This window comes from Maritalea mobilis (assembly GCF_019800885.1).
In the GTDB taxonomy this organism is placed as follows: domain Bacteria; phylum Pseudomonadota; class Alphaproteobacteria; order Rhodobacterales; family Rhodobacteraceae; genus Roseibacterium; species Roseibacterium beibuensis.
The window spans coordinates 90,565-108,117 of the sequence record NZ_JAHVKE010000001.1; the positions used below are offsets into that span (position 1 = coordinate 90,565).

Genomic DNA, 17,553 nt, shown 5'->3' on the forward strand with positions numbered 1-17,553 from the left:
GTGAGGACCCCTATGCAGATCACCGAGACCCTGAACGAAGGCCTCAAGCGCGAATACCAGATCACCATCACCGGTTCCGATCTGGAGGCGCGCGTGACCGAGAAACTGGCCGAGGCGCAGCCCGAGGTGCAGATGAAGGGCTTTCGCAAGGGCAAGGTGCCCATGGCGCTCCTGCGCAAGCAGTTCGGTCCCCGCGTGATGGGCGAGGCCATGCAGGAAGCCGTCGATGGCGCGATGCAGGGCCATCTCGATGAAACCGGCGACCGCCCCGCGGCCCAGCCCGAGATCAAGATGGTCAACGAGGACTGGAAAGAAGGCGACGATGTCGTCGTGTCCATGGCCTACGAGAAGCTGCCCGAGATCCCCGAGGTGGATTACAAGGCCCTCAAGCTGGAGCGGATGACCGTCGCCCCCGCCGATGAGGATGTGGACGACGCGCTCAAGAACCTTGCCGAAAGCGCGCAGAACTTCGCCACCAAGAAGGGTGGCAAGGCCGCCGATGGCGACCAGGTCGTGATCGATTTCGTCGGCAAGGTCGATGGCGAGGCCTTCGAAGGCGGCGCAGCCGAGGATTACCCGCTGGTGCTGGGCTCCAACTCCTTCATCCCCGGCTTCGAAGATCAGCTGATCGGCGTGAAGAAGGGCGAGGAAAAGGCCGTCGAGGTCACCTTCCCCGAGGAATACGGCGCCGAGCACCTGGCCGGGAAGGCCGCGGTCTTCGACGTGACCGTCAAGGAAGTGAAAAAGCCCGTCCCGGCCGAGGTCGATGACGAGCTGGCCAAGAAATATGGCGCCGAGGATCTCGACGCGCTGAAGGGCCAGATCACCGAGCGCCTGAAGGCGGAATATGCGGGCGCCGCCCGTGCGGTGATGAAGCGCAAGCTGCTCGACCAACTGGACGAGCAGGTGAGCTTCGAGCTGCCCCCCAGCCTCGTCGAGGCCGAGGCAGGCCAGATCGCCCACCAGCTGTGGCACGAGGAAAACCCCGATGTGCAGGGCCACGATCACCCCGAGATCGAGCCGACCGACGAGCACAAGAAACTGGCCGAGCGCCGCGTGAAGCTGGGCCTTCTGCTGGCCGAGCTTGGCCAGAAGAACGAGGTGCAGGTCACCGACGCCGAAATGACCCAGGCGATCATGAACCAGGCCCGCCAGTACCCGGGCCAGGAACGCGCCTTCTTCGAGTTCATCCAGCAGAATCAGGCCGCCCAGCAGCAGCTTCGCGCGCCGCTCTTCGAGGACAAGGTCGTCGACTACGTCTTCGAACTGGCCGAGGTCTCCGAGAAAGAGGTCTCGAAGGACGATCTCAAGGCCGCCGTGGACGCGCTCGAAGACGAGTAAGCCCTAGGCGCCACATCAATCGCTTTTCGAAAGGCGGCCCCCAGCGGGCCGCCTTTTTTCATTGGGCTTGTGCGGTGTCTCCGCTGTGCGGGGCAGGGCGGTTCCGACCCCGCGTCAGGCGATAGCGCCGCCCCGATATTGGATAACAGCGCGCCTTGGGTGCAGGGTTTCCCCATCGCCGCCACCCCCGGCGGTGCCTTTCAGAACTCAAGACCCTTTCGACCCGATCCATTCATCACCTGATTGACACACGAGGCAGCGAAATGACGTTCACCAAGCTCTTTTTCATCGGTATCGGCCTGGGCCTGTCCCTCGGCGTGTCCGTCTCCGCGGTCCAGGCCGATACCCTTTTTCATCCCGAAGCCCCTGTCATCCCGGCGCACGCGCCCCTGCGCTGAGCCCTCCAAGCCCTAAAAATCGAGCAGCAGAAAGACCCTCCCATGACCCGCCCCATCCTCCTCCGCCCGGTCCTTGCCGCCGCCACTTCCATGGCCCTTCTGGCCGCGCCGGTCGCCGCCGACACCATCGTCACCTACGAGGCCGCGCCCATGGCCGCCGCCCCCGCGACCGCCCCGGTCGAGCCCGTAGAAGAACCCGGCTTCTTCACGCGTCTCCTGATCGCCATCGGCCTTGCGCCCGCGACCTCGCTGCGCCCGGTGGAGCGCCCCGCCGCGATCGCCGCCCTGCCAGAGACCGCGCCCCTCGGCGCGAATGTGGCGACCATCGTGCAGAACGGACAGCGCCACACGGTGATTAGCCATGGCAGCGGGCTGGTCGCCCCCTCGGGGGACCGCGACGCGATGATCCGCGCCATCCCCCTCCCGTCGGAGGTGTTTGCCCGCCTGCGCTGAGCGCGCCCGGCATGGCGCATCGCTTCGACTACAATTTCGAGCCGGCCCCGCGCGCGGATTGGCCCTGGATCTCGCCCGGTCTAAAGTCGCTGGGGCACTTGTCGGCCCTGTGTGACGCACTCGGCGCGGAGTGCTCGGCCGTTCCCTTCGGCGCGGCCCCCCACCTGAGGTGGCCACGCCACTGAAGCCAATCAGGAGACAAGGTTTTTCCTATGAGAAACCAGGACCCCGCAGTATCGTCACGGTTGCATGCAAAAAGGTCAGGGTTTCCGCAATTACGACAGAAACTGCGAACACATAGACTTGAAGCATCCAACAGAGACGTGAGTCCGCCGCCCATGATTTTGGCCGGAAGGCTCTCGCGCAGCGAGGAAGGAACCGAACCATGCGTCTTCTCACCCTCAGCGTGATCGGCTTTGCCGCGATGGGAGGGGCCGCCATGGCCTGTCCCAGCGGCCTGCTGGCCACCGGAGCGCAACCCTATACCGGCGAAGCCGCAGCCCCCGGCAGCGTGCAGAGCTTTGCCGTCACCGCCGGGGGCGATCAGACGCTCGATGCCTGCGGCCTTGGCGTTCTGGGCACGGGCCAGTTCCGCTCGGCCCCGGATTATTCGTTCGATATTTTCGGAATGGAGGGGCGCACGGTCACCTTCGCGGTCGAAAGCGACTGCGACCCGGCCATGCTGGTCTACACCTCGGACAGCCAGTGGCTGTTCAACGATGACACCAACGGCCTGAATCCCGCGATCACCATCGAGGACCCCGCCCAGATGACCGGGACGGTGAATGTCTGGGTCGGCACCTTTTTCGGTGGCGGATGTGACGCGACGCTGACGCTGACCAACGAGATGGCAGGCGGCGGCGAGCCCGCTCCGATGCCGGCCCCCGCACCGGCCCCGGCCCCGGCCCCCGCGCCTGCGCCAGCACCCGCTCCGGCACCTGCTCCGGCCCCCGCACCGGCCCCCGCTCCCGCGCCAGTTCCGGCCCCGGCTCCCGCACCCGCCCCGATGCCCGCCCCGGCCCCCGCGCCGATGCAGCAGGCGGTCTGCCCCAACCCGTCCATGACCGGCCAGCCGCTCAGCTTCGCCGCCGCCCAGCTTCTGCAACCGCAAAGCTTCCAGGGCATGGCGATGGGCTCGGAAACCCGCGTGAACAGCTGCCCGAACGTGACCGGCGGCGGCACCGCCACCATGGCGCCGCAATACACGATGTACCTGTCCGGCATGCAGGGCTACGAATTGCAACTCGAAGCCAACGGGTCCTGTGACACCACGCTTCTGGCCTATGGCGCAGATGGCCAGTGGTATTACAACGATGATGGCGCAGGCAGCCTTCAGCCCCGCCTGACCGTTCCGGCCTCGGCCGCCAATGGCCAGCTCAATGTCTGGGTCGGCACCTTCGGCGGTGGACAGAGCTGCCCGGCGACGATCACCGCGCAGGCCATCCCGCTGGCACCGCCCGCGCCGCAAAGCTGCCCGAACCCCACGATCGCGGGCCCGGCGCTGACCTTCACCGCGGGCCAACTGATCCAGCCGCAAGCCTACACGCTGACGGCCATGGGCTCTGAAACCCGCGTCTATGACTGCCCCGGCGTCGAGGGGGGCGGCACGGCCACCATCGCCCCGCAGACGAGCCTCTACCTGTCGGGCATGCAGGGCTACAGCCTGCAACTCGAAGCCAACGGATCCTGCGATACCACGCTTCTGGTGCATGGCGCCGACGGCCAGTGGTATTACAACGACGACGGTGCCGGCAGCCTTCAGCCCCGCCTCAACGTCCCCCAGCAGGCGCTGAACGGACGGGTCGATGTCTGGGTCGGAACCTTCGGCGGCCAAAGCTGCCCGGCGACCTTCACCCTGCAGGCCATGCCGACCGTGCAGCCGCAGCCGATCCCGCAGCCGATGCCGCAGCCCATCGGCGGATGCCCCAACCCGCAGCTTCAGGGCATGGTCATCTCGTCGACCGGGTCGGACCTCTATGGCCCCGACACGTTCCAGACCATGGCCGGAGGCAGCACGCCGCTTTCCAACTGTGCCGGTCTGCCGGGGCGTGGCTACGCCAACGCAGCGCCGAACTTCACCATGTATCTCAGCGATATGGCCTCTTACGGGCGGCTCGAGATCGAGGTGAATTCCGACTGCGACACCACCCTTCTGGTCCGTGACGCCTTTGGTCAGTGGCATTTTGACGACGACTCGGGCGGCAACCTCACCCCGGAGCTGAACTTGACCAACACGCAGGCCCTGAACGGCCGGGTGGATGTCTGGGTCGGCACCTATGGCGGGACCAGCTGCCCGGCCAGTGTCGAGTTCGAAACCTGGAACTTCTAAGGAAGATTCCTCGACAAAACGGCCTGGGCCGCCGCAACAGCGGCCCCGGCCACCCCCGAACCGGACCTGAGCCTGGGTCCACCAACGAAAAACACGTCTAAGTCCAAGGATATCTTCCCATGAAACGTCTTCTCGCCGCCGTCCTGTTCCTCATCGGCATGACCGGCATCGCGGCCGCTTGCCCGAACTATCAGCTTCCCGGTGTGCAATCCTATTACACCACCGGCCAGGACCTCTGGACGCCGAACAGCTACTCGGTCACCGCCGGTGGCGACCAGTACCTGCGCAACTGTGGGTTCAACTACTCGGGTTATGTCATCTCGCGCCCTGATTTTGAGTTCCGCATCGACGGTCTGCAGGGCTACAACCGCCTGAACATCCGCGCCGTGGGCAGCTGCGACACCGTCCTGCTGGTCAATGACTCGACCGGCGGCTGGTGGTTCAACGATGACGGGCTGGGCAACCTGAACCCCTCGATCGACGTCTACAACCCGGTCAATGGCGTGTGGGACATCTGGGTCGGCACCTATGGCACGGGCTACTGCTCGGCCACGCTGACGCTGGAAACCTTCTGATCCAAGACGGTCAGACATGCGAACGGCCCGCCAGTTGGCGGGCCGTTTTGCGTTTCGGACAAGCGGATCAGTCCTCGCGCACCAGGCGCACCAGCGGCGCATCGGGCAAGTCCAGCACGGTCACGATCGCGCCATCCTCATCCACGGCCACGTCGCGTACGCGGCCGATCCCCCGCATCAGCCATTCCTCGCCCGCGACCGTGTCGCCGTTCAGGTCCAGCCGCACGATCGAGGCCGCAACCAACCCCGAGGCGAGAATATCGCCCTGCCATTCGGGGAACATCTCGCCCTCGTAGAACACCATGCCACCGGGCGCGATCACCGGGTCCCAGTAATAGCGCGGTTCGACGAAGGCCGGCGCGTGGGCGGTCTGCTCGGCGCCGATGGGCGTGCCGTCGTAGTTCACGCCATAGGTCACGATGGGCCAGCCGTAATTCGCCCCCGCCTCGATCAGGTTCAGTTCGTCGCCGCCCGCTGGGCCATGCTCAATGGTCCACAACGCGCCCGTCTCGGGGTGCAACGCCGCGCCCTGCACGTTGCGATGGCCCAGCGTCCAGATCTCGCCGAGGGCCGCATCCGCTTCGACGAAGGGGTTGTCACCGGGCACGTCTCCCTCGGGCGTCACGCGCACCACCTTGCCATAGGTGGTCGAAACCGCCTGCGCGAGGTCCCGCTCGGCGCGGGTGAAATGCTCGCCCGTGGTGATGAAGAGGTGGCCGTCCCCGGTCGGCACCACGCGGCTACCGAAATGCATGGGCGAGGGGGAGGGGGGCGATTGCACGAAGATGTCCTCGACCCCGCTCAGGGCCGTCATGTCCTCGGACAAGCGGGCGCGGGCGGCGGCGGTGGCCGTCATGCCGTCGCCCATCGGGCGCGCATAGGTCAGGTAGATCACCCGGCTGTCTTCGAAATCCGGCGCGATGGCCACGTCCAGCAAGCCGCCCTGGCTGCGGGCGTCCACCTCGGGCACGCCGCTGATCGGGTCCGAGATCTCGCCGTCGCGGGTGATGTGGCGCAACCGGCCCGGGCGCTCGGTCACGAGATAGCCCGCTCCGTTCGGCAGCACCGCCACCGCCCAGGGGTGCTCCAGCCCCGTCGCCACGTCCTGCCGCGCCAGCGTCAGGTCGCTGATCTGTTCGGGCGCGTCGGTCTGTTCGGCAAAGGCCGGCTCGGCCGAGGGCAGGTTCTCGCCGCCTTCCACCACCGGGGTCTGAGCCAGGGCGGGCAGGGCCATCAGCCCGGCCATGGAGAGCGAGAAGATCGGGCGAAAGAGGGTCGTGCGCGTGCGCATAAACGGCATGTCCTTTCTGCAAGTGGTCGTATTCTTCCACAGCCCAACACGCCCCAGCATGGGCCAGTTCCCGCCGCTCACGCAATCGTTGGATCGGCGCGAGGATCCGGGCGCCTTGCGCAACGGACAAGGCCGCCCCTGAGGGAGCGGCCTGTGACTTTGCCGTCAAACCATGGGCTCGTCTGTTTCAGAACTCCATCGACAGGCCGATCTCGGCGCCGTAGGTCATGAAGTCGCCCGAGCCGATCCCGTCGACGAACAGATCGCCGCTCAGCATCAGCCCGGCATCGCCCATGAAGCGGTAGCCGAGGTCCAGCCTCGCACGGCCGCCTTCGCTGTCGTCGATATAGGCCGAGGCCGCGCCGTCGCCTTCGACCCGCGACCAGATGCCCGACAGGCCCCAGGTCAGCAGGTGACCGCTGTCCTCGCCAAAGAGCGGGGCCTCGAAATCGACCCCTGCCGACACCTCGCTCAGGCGGACGGTCTGTTCGGGCACAAGGTTCGCCAGTCCGTCGACATAGGCCAGTTGCGTGTCGACGGCGTGGCTGAGCTGCAGACGGGGGAAATACCGGAGCACCTCGGTCTCGTAGGAGCCCTCGATGGCCAGCATGGTCAGCCAGCGCTCGCTTTCGAAATCGTCGGTGAAGGTGCCAAAGGGCGAGACCTCGTTGTCGCTTTCGCCGTAGAGCAGGCGCCCCTCGAAAAAGAGCGGCTGGTCGCCCAGTTGCGCCACCACGTAGGGGCCAATCAGCCAGCCCGTGCCGCGCGTTTCCACGCCGCCCCCCATGTCGTCCTCGGCATGGTCGAACTGCAGCATGCCACCCACGATCAGCCCATCACTCACCTCCACATGACCGCCGAGCGTGGCCAGCGCATAGGCGCTGTCGCCGCCGTCGTCGAATTCGGTGGCCGAGCCGCTGAGGCTGAACCAGACGGGGCCTGCCCCGGTATGGATGTCGATATCGCCGAAGCCGCGGGTGACCTGTGCGTTGAACTGGCCGCCATCCTGACCATTCAGGAACCGCGTCAGACCGGGCTGGTTGGCGATCAGGTTACGCGCCCGGGTTTCCATGAAATCGGCGATCATCTCGCTTGCGACTGGGACGCTGTCGAGCGCCGCCGTCACCGTTGCAGCGGTCGACGGGTTGCCTGCCCCATCCTGCGCCGCACCATCGGGAACGCTGACGCTGATATTGCCAGTGCCATCGGCAGTCAGGGTCATGGTATAGACATCGAGCCCCCCGGTTAGCGGCCCGGCCGTCGCCCCGGTGATGACGACGTCGGAGGCATCGAAGCCGCTTACGGCCTCGCCAAAATTGAAGCTCACGTTGAACACGTCGCCTGGCTGGAAACTGGCCGGAACCCCCGTGATGCTAAGCGCCGGGCCTGTCCGATCTACACTGACCGCGCTCGTGTCCGTGGTCGAAGTGACGGGGGCTGCCGTGTTGCCGGCGGTGTCCTCGATTCCGCTCACCTCGAAGGTGACGTTGCCCTCGGGCGTTGTCGCCCCGACCGTCAGGCTGGCGGTCCAACTGGTGCCGGCGCCGGTGACTTGTGCGGTTTGTCCCTGGATCGTTACACTCGGCGCCACCACGTCCTCGTCAAAGGTCAAGGACAGGGTGATCGTGTCGCCCTCGGTCGCAAGGGCCGGGTTGGTATTGTCCGAGGCGAGGGTGACCGCGGTCGCAGTCGGCGGCGTGCCGTCCCCAGTGTCGCCGATATACGAAACCGTGACGTAAATGTTTGCGTCATCCCCAGGACGGCTGTCCCGGCTGTCACCGAGCCGCGTTGTCCAACTGACTGTTGCCGGGGTGGGCGGGAACGGGACGGACACATCAAACTCATGCCTTCCATCGCTAGCTGGTAGTCCGAGTGCCGTATTGTCTATTCGAATCGATTCCCCTGAAGAGGCTTGAATTACAATGTACGTTTCACTGGCAAGCGAGCCGGGATAATGGGTCACGTGGCCATTGACCCTTATCGTGTCGACCGTCCCGGCGGGTAGGGTGCTGACGAAGTTCACGGCCTCGTTCACGCCGTCAAGGAATCGAAATAAAGTATACGATGCAATGACATCACCTGGCGTTTCGGCCTGCGCCCGATCTGCACCGCCAAACACGGCAACGGCCATTGCCAAAAGCAAGATCCGCCCGAACAGCCCCAAATTCATCGCAACGCGCATCGTGTCCCCCACACATCTGTCGATCAGTGTCACGACTCGCGATGCGTCCCACGCCATCTGTCGTGACCCAGTGTGCCTGAGAAAAGATCGCTCGATGCAATTGGGGCAAGCGAGAAAATTGTTTCGTGTAACTATTTTGAAGTGCGGTTGTCGTCCGGTCACACAACCAGGTGACGGGCGGGCGAGCGGCCCCCGGGCCAGATCCCGAACATAGAAAAAGGCCGCCCCCGAGGGAGCGGCCTGATCGTGTCGCGTGGAGGGGCTGAGGATCAGTCCTCGTCGCCCTCGGTCTCGGTCGTCTCTGCGGCCGGGGCTTCGGCGCCCTCGTCCATATCGTCCAGCTGCGCGGCGCCTATATCGTCGAAGAGTTCCGCGATCTCGAATTCCGCGGCGGCTTCTTCCTCGGCGGCCAGTTCCTGGATCGACTTGCCCGACGCCTGCAGCTCGGCCTCTTCGGGCGAGCGGGCGACGTTCAGTTCGATATTCGCCTCGACCTCGGGGTGCAGGACGACATGCACGGTGTGCAGGCCCAGTTCCTTGATCGGGCGCGACAGGACGACCTGCTTGCGGTCGACGCTGAAGCCGGCCTCGGTTGCGGCGTCGGCGGCGTCACGGGTCGAGACCGACCCGTAGAGCGCACCGGCGTCCGATGCCGAGCGGATGATGACGAACTGCTGACCGTCCAGCTTCTCGGCGAGGCTTTCGGCCTCTTTCTTGCTTTCGAGGTTGCGGGCCTCGAGCTGGGCTTTCTGCTGCTCGAACGCGGCGAGGTTCATCTCGTTCGCGCGCAGGGCCTTCTTCTGCGGCAGAAGGTAGTTGCGGGCGTAGCCGTCCTTGACCGAGACGACCTCGCCCATCTGGCCCAGCTTGGCCACGCGTTCCAGAAGGATAACGTCCATGACTTGGGCTCCTTATTTCACGCTGTAGGGCAGGAGCGCCAGGAACCGGGCACGCTTGATCGCCTTGGCGAGCTTGCGCTGGTTCTTGGCACCCACGGCGGTGATGCGGGCAGGCACGATCTTGCCGCGCTCGGAAATGTAGCGCTGCAGGAGGCGGGTGTCCTTGTAGTCGATCTTGGGGGCGTTCTCGCCCTCGAACGGATCGGTCTTGCGGCGACGGAAAAACGGTTTGGCTGCCATTGTCCTGTCCTCTCCTTAGCGGCGTTCGCGGCGCGTTTCGCGCTCGTCGCGTTTCTGCATCTGAACCGAGGGGCCCTCGTCGTGCTCGTCGACCTTGATGGTCATGACGCGCATCACGTCATCATGCAGGCGCATCAGGCGCTCCATCTCCTGCACGGCCGTCGCCGGGGCGTCGGTGCGCATGTAGGCATAGTGGCCCTTGCGGTTCTTGTTGATCTTGTAGGCCATGGTCTTGACACCCCAGTACTCGGTGCCGACCACTTCGCCGCCATTGTCCTTGAGGACGGTGCCGAAATGCTCGATCAGGCCTTCGGCTTGCGCGTTCGACAGGTCCTGACGCGCAATGAACACATGCTCATAGAGAGCCATGTCATCTCCAGTGCTGTTTCGGGCGTCTTTCAAAGGCCGGATGCTTCCATCTCCGCCCCCCGGCCACGAGGGAGCACGCCGTTCAGATTGACTTGGCGGAGATTGCGCCGCGTATACGCGCGTGCAGGCAGGATGGCAAGTCCCGCGCGGCACCGCTGCGTCGCCCGTGGCCCTGGTGGGCCGGCCCGGCGCGTGCGGGCCACATCTTGGGGTCGTACCGGCGGCTTCCCCATAGATGCCATTCTTTTGCCGCCAGCCGGCCCAATTCGCGCCGTGATCTGCCCCTATATTGCCCAAATCGGGTCTGCCAACCCGACCGTTTCGCGTCTCAAGTCTGCAGCCGTAGTGCTGCGTTACCTGGGAAAGGAGATGCCCCCATGCGCGTTGCGCAGTTCATCTGGCGCCAGGATGGCGTCGTCACGGTCGATTGGGTCGTTCTTCTGGGCGCGCTCACGGTGGCCGGTTTGTTGGTGCTCAGCATGATGACTGGCTCACTCGGTGATCACTCGACCACCGTGGCCAGTGAATTGCAGGACCCCCATTTCAACACGACCTGGACCTTGCCGGCCGAAAGCGACTGACGCCACGAAGCCTGTGCCGGCCTCCGGACCGGTTTCCTGTCCGTGTCGCGCCGCCGTTCGGGGCGGAAACCATGACGTCTCCCCACCCCTGCCGCAATTCAGCCCGATTTCCCGGAGATTTTCGCCTCCATGACTACGTGCGTCCACGACAGGTGATCGTCGGGCGCGATTCTGGAGGTATTGCCCGTGACACGCCGGCTCAGCACCATGACCCGTTTCATCCAAGCCGAAGATGGCGGCGTCGCCACCATCGACTGGCTGGTGCTGCTGGGCGCCTTGACCACCTCGGGCCTGATTGTGTTCGACATGGGCATCGGCTCCATGACCGAGCACACCGGCAACGTGCGTGACGAGATCCAGGCAGAGGAATTCGTCTCGGACTGGGATGAGTACATTCCCGTTGCTGCCGATCCGGTGGATGACGGCTCCCAGTCGGGCAACGGCAACAACGGTCACGGCAACGATTCTGACCATTGCGACGCGTCGAACCCCGGCAACGCGCATTGGTGCTGGGGGGATTTCACGGATGATGACGGGGCTCCTCCGGGGCAGGATGACGGTGGGACCGATGTCGTGGTTGTCGATCCCGTCACGGATCCCGACCCTGTGACGGATCCAGACCCGGTGACGGACCCCGATCCGGTGACGGACCCCGATCCGACCACCGACCCCGTCACAGACCCGGGCGCTGGCGACGGCACCTCCGATCCAGACCCGGTGACAGACCCCGACCCGGTGACAGACCCCGACCCCTACAACCCGGCCACCCCCGTCGTCGGCTGCCCGAGCACCAATTACCTTGGCGATCCCTATGCCAATAACGGTCCCGATCTCGAAGACGACCAGATGTGGATCCGAGATGTCAGCGCCGGCGGCGGCACCCATCTCAGCCAATGCCCCGGGATCGACGGAACCGGTTATGTCTACGCCGATCCCACCATCTCGCTGACCCTGTCCGACATGGATGATTTCAGCCGTTTCGAGGTGCGCCTCTATAGCGACTGCGACACGACCCTGCTGATCCGCGATGCCAACGGCACCTACTACTTCGACGACGACAGCGGCTCTGGCCTCAACTCCCGCCTGCGCCTCTACGATATGCTGGCGCTGAACGGGCAGGTCGATATCTACATCGGCACCTACGGTGGGGACACCTGCGACGACGTGGATATCCGCATCCGCCTCAAGGACTGAGCCGGCCGCCCCGCGCGGCAGCAAGCGGCGCCGCTTGCCGATTGCCCCGGCGCAGGCTTTGCGATAGCCCCCTCGGTCAAGTGATTGACCGCCCGAGGGAGAGCATACCATGACCCGCGCCTTCATCTTTCCCGGCCAGGGGGCCCAGACCATCGGTATGGGACGCGACCTGGCCGAGGCCTATCCCGAGGCCCGCGCCGTTTTCGACGAGGTGGACGCCGCGCTGGGCGAGAAACTCTCGACCCTGATCTGGGAGGGCGAGCAGGACGACCTGACCCTCACGCGCAACGCCCAGCCCGCGCTGATGGCGACCTCGATGGCCGCGATGGCCGCGCTCAGGGCCGAAGGGGTCGAGGTCGGCCGCGCGGCCTATGTCGCGGGTCACTCGCTGGGCGAATATTCCGCGCTGGCCGCCGCGGGCGCACTCAGCATCGGCGATGCCGCGCGGCTTCTGCGCGTCCGGGGCGAGGCGATGCAACAGGCCGTTCCGGCGGGCGAGGGCGCGATGGCCGCGCTTCTGGGCCTCGATTTCGACACCGCGACCGCGGTCGCCGCCGAGGCCGCGCAAGGCGAGATCTGCGAAGCCGCCAATGACAACGACCCGGCGCAGGTCGTGATCTCGGGCCACCGCGAGGCCGTTGCCCGCGCGACCGAGATCGCCAAGGAGCGCGGCGCCAAGCGCGCCGTGATGCTGCCCGTCTCCGCCCCGTTCCATTGCGCCCTGATGCAGCCCGCCGCCGACGCCATGGCCAAGGCGCTGGCCGAGGTCGACATGAACGCCCCGGTTGTGCCGCTGGTCGGCAATGTCACCGCGCAGGCCGAAAGCTCGCCCACAGTGATCCGCACCAACCTCGTCGCGCAGGTGACGGGCCGTGTCCGTTGGCGCGAAAGCGTGATGTGGATGGCCGCCCATGGCGTGACCGAGATGTGGGAGATCGGCGCAGGCAAGGCGCTGTCGGGCATGGTCAAGCGCATCGACCGCGCCGTCGCGACCCGCGCCGTCAGCACCCCCGACGAGGTTAAGGCCGCCGCCGCCGCGCTCGATGCGTAAAAGACTCCTATACTGGGCGCTCGGCCTTGTCGTGGCCGTGGGCGGCACCGCCGCGTTGCTGGTGCTTGCCATGGCGGGGGCGACGACATTCCGCGTCGAGGATGGCACGCGGCTCCATGTCGAGGGCAAGATCACCGGTGCCAGTACGGAGCGTGTCACCAACCTGCTGGAGCAGCACCCCGGCCTGACCGAGGTGGTTCTGGGCGACATCATCGGCACCGATGACGCCAACTGGCTGCTGGCCATCGGCTACCACTTTCGCAATGCCGGGCTGACGACGCGGGCGGTCGGCACGCTGGACAATGACGCGATCCTGCTGTGGCTGGCAGGTGTTGAACGGCGGATCGACGGCGGCACCCTGCGCGTCACCGATGCCGAAAGCGCGCGTGAGCTTGGCCTTCCATTCGACCGCAGCCCGGTCGCGGCGGCCGAACGGCGGCGCTTTTCCACCGCGATGCTCGGCGACGAGGGGGTCGCCCTCGCCATCGAGGCGCTGCGGGCCGAGGGCGGTCTTCACCTTCTGGAGCCGGACAGCGCCCTGATCCGCCCGCTTCTGTCGGCTGACTAGGCGCGGCAGCCCGGGCTATGGAACGCCGCGCCGCGACCTGCTAGGGAAAGCCGCAAATCCACGGAGCGGAGGCACGGGTATGTTCGAGCTGAATGGGAAAACGGCGCTGGTCACCGGCGCATCGGGCGGCATCGGGGCCGAGGTGGCGCGCGCGCTGCACGCGGCGGGCGCAACGGTCGGCCTGTCGGGCACGCGGGTCGAACCGCTGGAGGCGCTGGCCGCCGATCTGGCCGAGCGCGCCCATGTCCTGCCCTGCAACCTCTCCGACCCCGAAGCCGTCGAGGCGCTGCCGAAACAGGCCGTCGAGGCGATGGGATCGCTCGATATCCTCGTGAACAACGCCGGGATCACCCGCGACAACCTGTTCATGCGCATGTCCGACGAGGAATGGGCGCAGGTGCTCGACGTGAACCTGACCGCCGCCATGCGCCTGTGCCGCGGCGCGTTGCGCGGTATGATGAAGGCCCGCTGGGGCCGCATCGTGAACATCACCTCGGTCGTGGGCGCCACCGGCAATCCGGGGCAGGGCAACTACGCCGCCGCCAAGGCGGGCATGGTCGGCATGTCCAAGTCGCTCGCCTACGAGGTCGCCAGCCGCGGCATCACGGTGAACTGCGTCGCGCCGGGCTTCATCGAAACGGCGATGACGGACAAGCTCAACGACGACCAGAAGGGCAAGATCCTGTCGCAGATCCCGGCGGGCCGCATGGGCAGCCCCGCCGAGATCGCCTCGGCCGTGCTCTACCTCGCCAGCGCCGAGGCGGGCTACGTCACGGGCGCCACGCTGCATGTCAACGGCGGCATGGCGATGATCTGAGCCGAGGGATGGGGGCCTGACGCGGCGTCATTTTGCCCGGCTCTCCCCATTGCCTTCGAAAAAATCTGTGATATGAGCGGCGCAGATTTGCCGGGGGCATGTTGTCTCCCGGTCGGCCCCCTCGGGGGCGAGTGAGCGGCCGGAGAGGCAGAACGCAAACCTAGAGCGCCCGAAGAGACGAGGGGCGCGACCAAGGAATGAGGACATCAAGATGAGCGACGTCGCAGATCGCGTGAAGAAAATCGTTGTCGAGCACCTGAGCGTGGAAGAGGACAAGGTGACCGAGAACGCCTCGTTCATCGACGACCTGGGTGCCGACTCGCTGGATACGGTCGAGCTGGTCATGGCCTTCGAGGAAGAGTTCGGCATCGAGATCCCCGATGACGCCGCCGAGACGATCCAGACCTTCGGCGACGCGGTCAAGTTCATCAAGGAAGCGCAGTAAGCGCCTGTCCTGATCGAAGTTCGGAAAACGGCGTCCCGCCCGGGGCGCCGTTTTTCGTTTCCGACCGGATTTCGTTTGCAGGGCAAGCGCATCCTTGCCGAGGTCAGGTCGGGCAGGGGATTGCCCCCGGTCCCCCTCTGACGGTATCAGGACGCGGAGTTTCGAACGAAGGGGCGAGAAACATGCGTCGAGTGGTTGTGACGGGGCTGGGGCTGGTGACGCCGCTGGCCTGCGGGGTCGAGGAAACCTGGTCGCGTCTGTTGGCCGGAGAGTCGGGCGCAGGCCCGATCACGCGGTTCGATACGACGGGCTATGGCACCACCTATGCCTGCGAATTGCCGCGCGGGGACGGGTCGAACGGCACCTTCAATCCCGACGACTGGATGGAGCCCAAGGAGCAGCGCAAGGTCGATGAGTTCATCCTCTACGGCCTCGCCGCCGCCGACCAGGCGATCAAGGATGCGGGCTGGACGCCCGAAGACACCGACGCGCTGGAGCGCACCGGCGTCCTGATCGGCTCGGGCATCGGGGGCTTGAGTTCCATCGCCGACACCTCAATCACCCTGAACGAAAAGGGGCCGCGCCGCGTGTCGCCCTTCTTCGTGCCGGGCGCGCTGATCAACCTTGTCTCGGGTCAGGTCTCGATCCGCTACGGTTTCAAGGGACCGAACCACGCCGTCGTCACCGCCTGCTCGACCGGGGCGCATGCCATCGGCGACGCGGCCCGCCTGATCCAGTGGGGCGATGCCGACGTGATGGTCGCGGGCGGCGCGGAATCGCCGATCTGCGGCATCGGCATCGCGGGGTTCAACGCCTGCAAGGCGCTCTCGACCAAACGCGCCGACGATCCGACCAAGGCCTCGCGCCCCTGGGATGCCGATAGCGACGGCTTCGTCATGGGCGAGGGCGCGGGCATCGTCGTGCTGGAGGAATACGAACACGCCAAGGCGCGCGGCGCCAGGATCTACGGCGAGATCCTCGGCTACGGCCTGTCGGGCGATGCCTATCACATCACCGCCCCGCCGCCCGATCACGAAGGCGCCGAGCGCGCCATGCGCGCGGCGCTGAAACGCGCGGGGCTACAGGCCTCCGATATCGACTATGTCAACGCGCATGGCACCTCGACCATGGCCGACACGATCGAACTGGCCGCCGTCGAGCGTGTGATGGGCGATCACGCCTCCAAGGTGCTGATGTCCTCGACCAAGTCGATGACCGGCCACCTTCTGGGGGCTGCCGGCGCGATCGAGGCGATCTTCTCGATCCTCGCCCTGCGCGACCAGGTGGCCCCGCCCACCATCAACCTCGACAACCCCGCCGCCGAGACGTCGATCAACCTCTGCGCCAATGCGGCGGTCAAGGCCGAGATCAACACGGTGCAATCCAACAGCTTCGGCTTCGGCGGCACCAATGCCTGCCTCATCATGGGCAAGGTGTAACCGGCCATGTGGAAATCCGTTGCCGCGAACGGGATGAGCTTTCTGATCGTGGCGCTGATCGCGCTGGCGGGCGTCATCGGCTGGGGACAGCACCAGTTCGAGGCCGAGGGCCCGCTCGATCAGCCGGTCTTCTACGAGGTGCCGCGCGGCGCCTCGCTGTCCGAGGTCTCGGCCGGGCTGGAAGAGGCGGGCGCCATCACCAACGCCATGATCTTCCGCCTCGGCACCGAGTATGCCGACCGCGCGGGCGATTTGCGCTTCGGCAATTACGAGATCCCGGCCGGTGCCTCCATGGCCGAGATCCTCGATATCGTGACCACCGGCGGCCCCTCGACCTTCCGCTACCTCGCCACCTATGTCCTGCGCATCGACGGCACGGGCGAGTTGCGCCTGCGCGAACGCGTGCCGGGGGAAGAGGCGCTGCGCGAACTGGCCGATTTCTCCTATGACGACGAGATCCCCGCGATCTACCGCGAACTGGTCGAGAGCGACTCGATCAATTTCTACCGCGTGGCGATCCCCGAGGGCCTGACCAGCTGGCAGATCGTCGAGGGGTTGAACCGCGCCGATTTCCTGACCGGCGAGGTGACCGAGATCCCGCCCGAGGGGATGCTGGCCCCCGACACCTACGAGATGCGCCGCGGGGCCGACCGCAACGAGTTGCTGGCCCAGATGCAGGAGGCGCAGGCGGCGATCCTGGCCGAGGCATGGGAGAACCGCGTCGACGGCCTGCCGCTGGCCAGCCCGGAAGAGGCGCTGATCCTCGCCTCGATCATCGAGAAGGAAACCGGCGTGCCCGAGGAACGGCGGCAGGTGGCCAGCGTCTTCGTCAACCGCCTGAACCGCGGCATGCGCCTGCAGACCGACCCGACGGTGATCTATGGAATCACGAACGGGCAGGGCGTGCTGGGACGGGGGATTCGCGCCTCGGAACTGCGGGCCGAGACGCCCTACAACACCTATGTCATCGACGGTCTGCCGCCCACGCCCATCGCCAATCCGGGCCGCGCGGCGATCGAGGCGGCGCTTGACCCCGACGAAACGCCCTACGTGTTCTTCGTCGCCGATGGCACGGGCGGGCATGCCTTTGCCGAGACATTGGCCGAGCATAACGAGAATGTCGCCCGCTGGCGGCAGATCGAGGCCGAACGCGCCAACCAGTGAAATCAAGGGCTTGGCCCTGGACGGGTCGCGCGCGCGCGGGGTCTTGACCCCCGCCCGCGCGCGGCGGCCTGTGGCCGCTTTTCGAGTTTTCTTGCCAAGATGAAGCAGGGGCCGGGTTAACAAGTCGTTACCGTGCGGTGCGTGTGTTAACCATTTGAAAACACAAAAACTCTTGACCCTGCGCACGGTCCATGGCACCTCTTTAGGCACGCTGGAT

General features: G+C 66.1%; 18 protein-coding genes. 13 read left to right on the plus strand and 5 right to left on the minus strand.

From position 1 onward, the window contains the following. Nucleotides 1-12: 12 nt before the first annotated feature. The 5 genes from tig (at nt 13) to KUV65_RS00465 (ending at nt 5,096) form a co-directional block, all read left to right on the plus strand. Complete coding sequence (tig, locus tag KUV65_RS00450) at nt 13-1,341, plus strand: trigger factor (RefSeq protein ID WP_222186888.1); 1,329 nt, start codon at nt 13-15, stop codon at nt 1,339-1,341. 263 nt (nt 1,342-1,604) lie between these two features. After that, nucleotides 1,605-1,739: a hypothetical protein gene (locus KUV65_RS18020; RefSeq protein WP_261331554.1), complete on the plus strand. Its 135-nt coding sequence runs from the start codon at nt 1,605-1,607 to the stop codon at nt 1,737-1,739. Between the two features lie 42 nt (nt 1,740-1,781). Next, nucleotides 1,782-2,192, plus strand: coding sequence for a hypothetical protein (locus tag KUV65_RS00455; RefSeq protein WP_222186890.1), 411 nt, complete (start codon nt 1,782-1,784; stop codon nt 2,190-2,192). A 385-nt stretch (nt 2,193-2,577) separates the two neighbouring features. Beyond that, on the plus strand, nt 2,578-4,521 hold the full coding sequence (locus tag KUV65_RS00460) for a hypothetical protein (protein ID WP_222186891.1): 1,944 nt from the start codon (nt 2,578-2,580) through the stop codon (nt 4,519-4,521). A gap of 119 nt (nt 4,522-4,640) precedes the next feature. Continuing rightward, nucleotides 4,641-5,096, plus strand: a complete 456-nt coding sequence (locus KUV65_RS00465) for a hypothetical protein (protein WP_222186893.1) — start codon at nt 4,641-4,643, stop codon at nt 5,094-5,096. 67 nt (nt 5,097-5,163) lie between these two features. Here the strand turns inward: KUV65_RS00465 and KUV65_RS00470 are convergent, their stop codons facing one another. From KUV65_RS00470 to rpsF, 5 genes are all read right to left on the minus strand, one after another. Further along, entirely contained in the window at nt 5,164-6,387 is a 1,224-nt protein-coding gene (locus KUV65_RS00470) for a PQQ-dependent sugar dehydrogenase (RefSeq protein WP_261331555.1), read from the minus strand. 187 nt (nt 6,388-6,574) lie between these two features. Continuing rightward, nucleotides 6,575-8,221 (minus strand): Ig-like domain-containing protein, encoded by a 1,647-nt coding sequence (locus KUV65_RS00475; RefSeq protein ID WP_222186894.1) that lies wholly within the window; start codon nt 8,219-8,221, stop codon nt 6,575-6,577. A 617-nt stretch (nt 8,222-8,838) separates the two neighbouring features. Continuing rightward, on the minus strand, nt 8,839-9,468 hold the full coding sequence (gene rplI, locus KUV65_RS00480; RefSeq protein ID WP_222186895.1) for a 50S ribosomal protein L9: 630 nt from the start codon (nt 9,466-9,468) through the stop codon (nt 8,839-8,841). Between the two features lie 12 nt (nt 9,469-9,480). Further along, nucleotides 9,481-9,708, minus strand: coding sequence for a 30S ribosomal protein S18 (gene rpsR / locus KUV65_RS00485; RefSeq protein ID WP_222186896.1), 228 nt, complete (start codon nt 9,706-9,708; stop codon nt 9,481-9,483). 15 nt (nt 9,709-9,723) lie between these two features. Then, on the minus strand, nt 9,724-10,077 hold the full coding sequence (gene rpsF / locus KUV65_RS00490) for a 30S ribosomal protein S6 (protein WP_222186897.1): 354 nt from the start codon (nt 10,075-10,077) through the stop codon (nt 9,724-9,726). Nucleotides 10,078-10,454: 377 nt separating this feature from the next. On the opposite strand from rpsF, the gene KUV65_RS00495 reads away from it, so the two are divergent. From KUV65_RS00495 to mltG, 8 genes are all read left to right on the plus strand, one after another. Continuing rightward, nucleotides 10,455-10,658, plus strand: coding sequence for a hypothetical protein (locus KUV65_RS00495; RefSeq protein WP_222186898.1), 204 nt, complete (start codon nt 10,455-10,457; stop codon nt 10,656-10,658). 207 nt (nt 10,659-10,865) lie between these two features. Beyond that, nucleotides 10,866-11,852, plus strand: a complete 987-nt coding sequence (locus tag KUV65_RS00500; protein WP_222186900.1) for a hypothetical protein — start codon at nt 10,866-10,868, stop codon at nt 11,850-11,852. A 109-nt stretch (nt 11,853-11,961) separates the two neighbouring features. Continuing rightward, nucleotides 11,962-12,903: an ACP S-malonyltransferase gene (gene fabD / locus KUV65_RS00505; RefSeq protein WP_222186901.1), complete on the plus strand. Its 942-nt coding sequence runs from the start codon at nt 11,962-11,964 to the stop codon at nt 12,901-12,903. Next, nucleotides 12,896-13,471, plus strand: coding sequence for a hypothetical protein (locus KUV65_RS00510; RefSeq protein WP_222186902.1), 576 nt, complete (start codon nt 12,896-12,898; stop codon nt 13,469-13,471). The genes fabD and KUV65_RS00510 overlap by 8 nt, the downstream gene beginning before the upstream one ends. Nucleotides 13,472-13,550: 79 nt before the next feature. Beyond that, the gene (gene fabG, locus KUV65_RS00515; RefSeq protein ID WP_222186904.1) at nt 13,551-14,288 is read left to right on the plus strand and encodes a 3-oxoacyl-ACP reductase FabG; all 738 of its coding nucleotides are present in this window, start codon (nt 13,551-13,553) and stop codon (nt 14,286-14,288) included. A 211-nt stretch (nt 14,289-14,499) separates the two neighbouring features. Continuing rightward, on the plus strand, nt 14,500-14,733 hold the full coding sequence (locus tag KUV65_RS00520) for an acyl carrier protein (RefSeq protein ID WP_222186905.1): 234 nt from the start codon (nt 14,500-14,502) through the stop codon (nt 14,731-14,733). 182 nt (nt 14,734-14,915) lie between these two features. Further along, entirely contained in the window at nt 14,916-16,172 is a 1,257-nt protein-coding gene (gene fabF, locus KUV65_RS00525; protein ID WP_222186906.1) for a beta-ketoacyl-ACP synthase II, read from the plus strand. 6 nt (nt 16,173-16,178) lie between these two features. Next, nucleotides 16,179-17,336, plus strand: coding sequence for an endolytic transglycosylase MltG (gene mltG, locus KUV65_RS00530; protein ID WP_222186908.1), 1,158 nt, complete (start codon nt 16,179-16,181; stop codon nt 17,334-17,336). Nucleotides 17,337-17,553 lie beyond the last annotated feature (217 nt).

Bases quoted from the DNA above. Each gene is read 5' to 3' on its own strand.
- KUV65_RS00465 (WP_222186893.1), top strand. From the start codon at position 4,641: ATGAAACGTCTTCTCGCCGCCGTCCTGTTCCTCATCGGCATGACCGGC.
- KUV65_RS18020 (WP_261331554.1), top strand. From the start codon at position 1,605: ATGACGTTCACCAAGCTCTTTTTCATCGGTATCGGCCTGGGCCTGTCC.
- KUV65_RS00460 (WP_222186891.1), top strand. From the start codon at position 2,578: ATGCGTCTTCTCACCCTCAGCGTGATCGGCTTTGCCGCGATGGGAGGG.
- mltG (WP_222186908.1), top strand. From the start codon at position 16,179: ATGTGGAAATCCGTTGCCGCGAACGGGATGAGCTTTCTGATCGTGGCG.
- tig (WP_222186888.1), top strand. From the start codon at position 13: ATGCAGATCACCGAGACCCTGAACGAAGGCCTCAAGCGCGAATACCAG.
- KUV65_RS00455 (WP_222186890.1), top strand. From the start codon at position 1,782: ATGACCCGCCCCATCCTCCTCCGCCCGGTCCTTGCCGCCGCCACTTCC.
- fabD (WP_222186901.1), top strand. From the start codon at position 11,962: ATGACCCGCGCCTTCATCTTTCCCGGCCAGGGGGCCCAGACCATCGGT.
- rpsF (WP_222186897.1), bottom strand. From the start codon at position 10,077: ATGGCTCTCTATGAGCATGTGTTCATTGCGCGTCAGGACCTGTCGAAC.
- rpsR (WP_222186896.1), bottom strand. From the start codon at position 9,708: ATGGCAGCCAAACCGTTTTTCCGTCGCCGCAAGACCGATCCGTTCGAG.
- fabG (WP_222186904.1), top strand. From the start codon at position 13,551: ATGTTCGAGCTGAATGGGAAAACGGCGCTGGTCACCGGCGCATCGGGC.
- KUV65_RS00520 (WP_222186905.1), top strand. From the start codon at position 14,500: ATGAGCGACGTCGCAGATCGCGTGAAGAAAATCGTTGTCGAGCACCTG.
- KUV65_RS00470 (WP_261331555.1), bottom strand. From the start codon at position 6,387: ATGCGCACGCGCACGACCCTCTTTCGCCCGATCTTCTCGCTCTCCATG.
- KUV65_RS00510 (WP_222186902.1), top strand. From the start codon at position 12,896: ATGCGTAAAAGACTCCTATACTGGGCGCTCGGCCTTGTCGTGGCCGTG.
- KUV65_RS00495 (WP_222186898.1), top strand. From the start codon at position 10,455: ATGCGCGTTGCGCAGTTCATCTGGCGCCAGGATGGCGTCGTCACGGTC.
- rplI (WP_222186895.1), bottom strand. From the start codon at position 9,468: ATGGACGTTATCCTTCTGGAACGCGTGGCCAAGCTGGGCCAGATGGGC.
- KUV65_RS00500 (WP_222186900.1), top strand. From the start codon at position 10,866: ATGACCCGTTTCATCCAAGCCGAAGATGGCGGCGTCGCCACCATCGAC.
- fabF (WP_222186906.1), top strand. From the start codon at position 14,916: ATGCGTCGAGTGGTTGTGACGGGGCTGGGGCTGGTGACGCCGCTGGCC.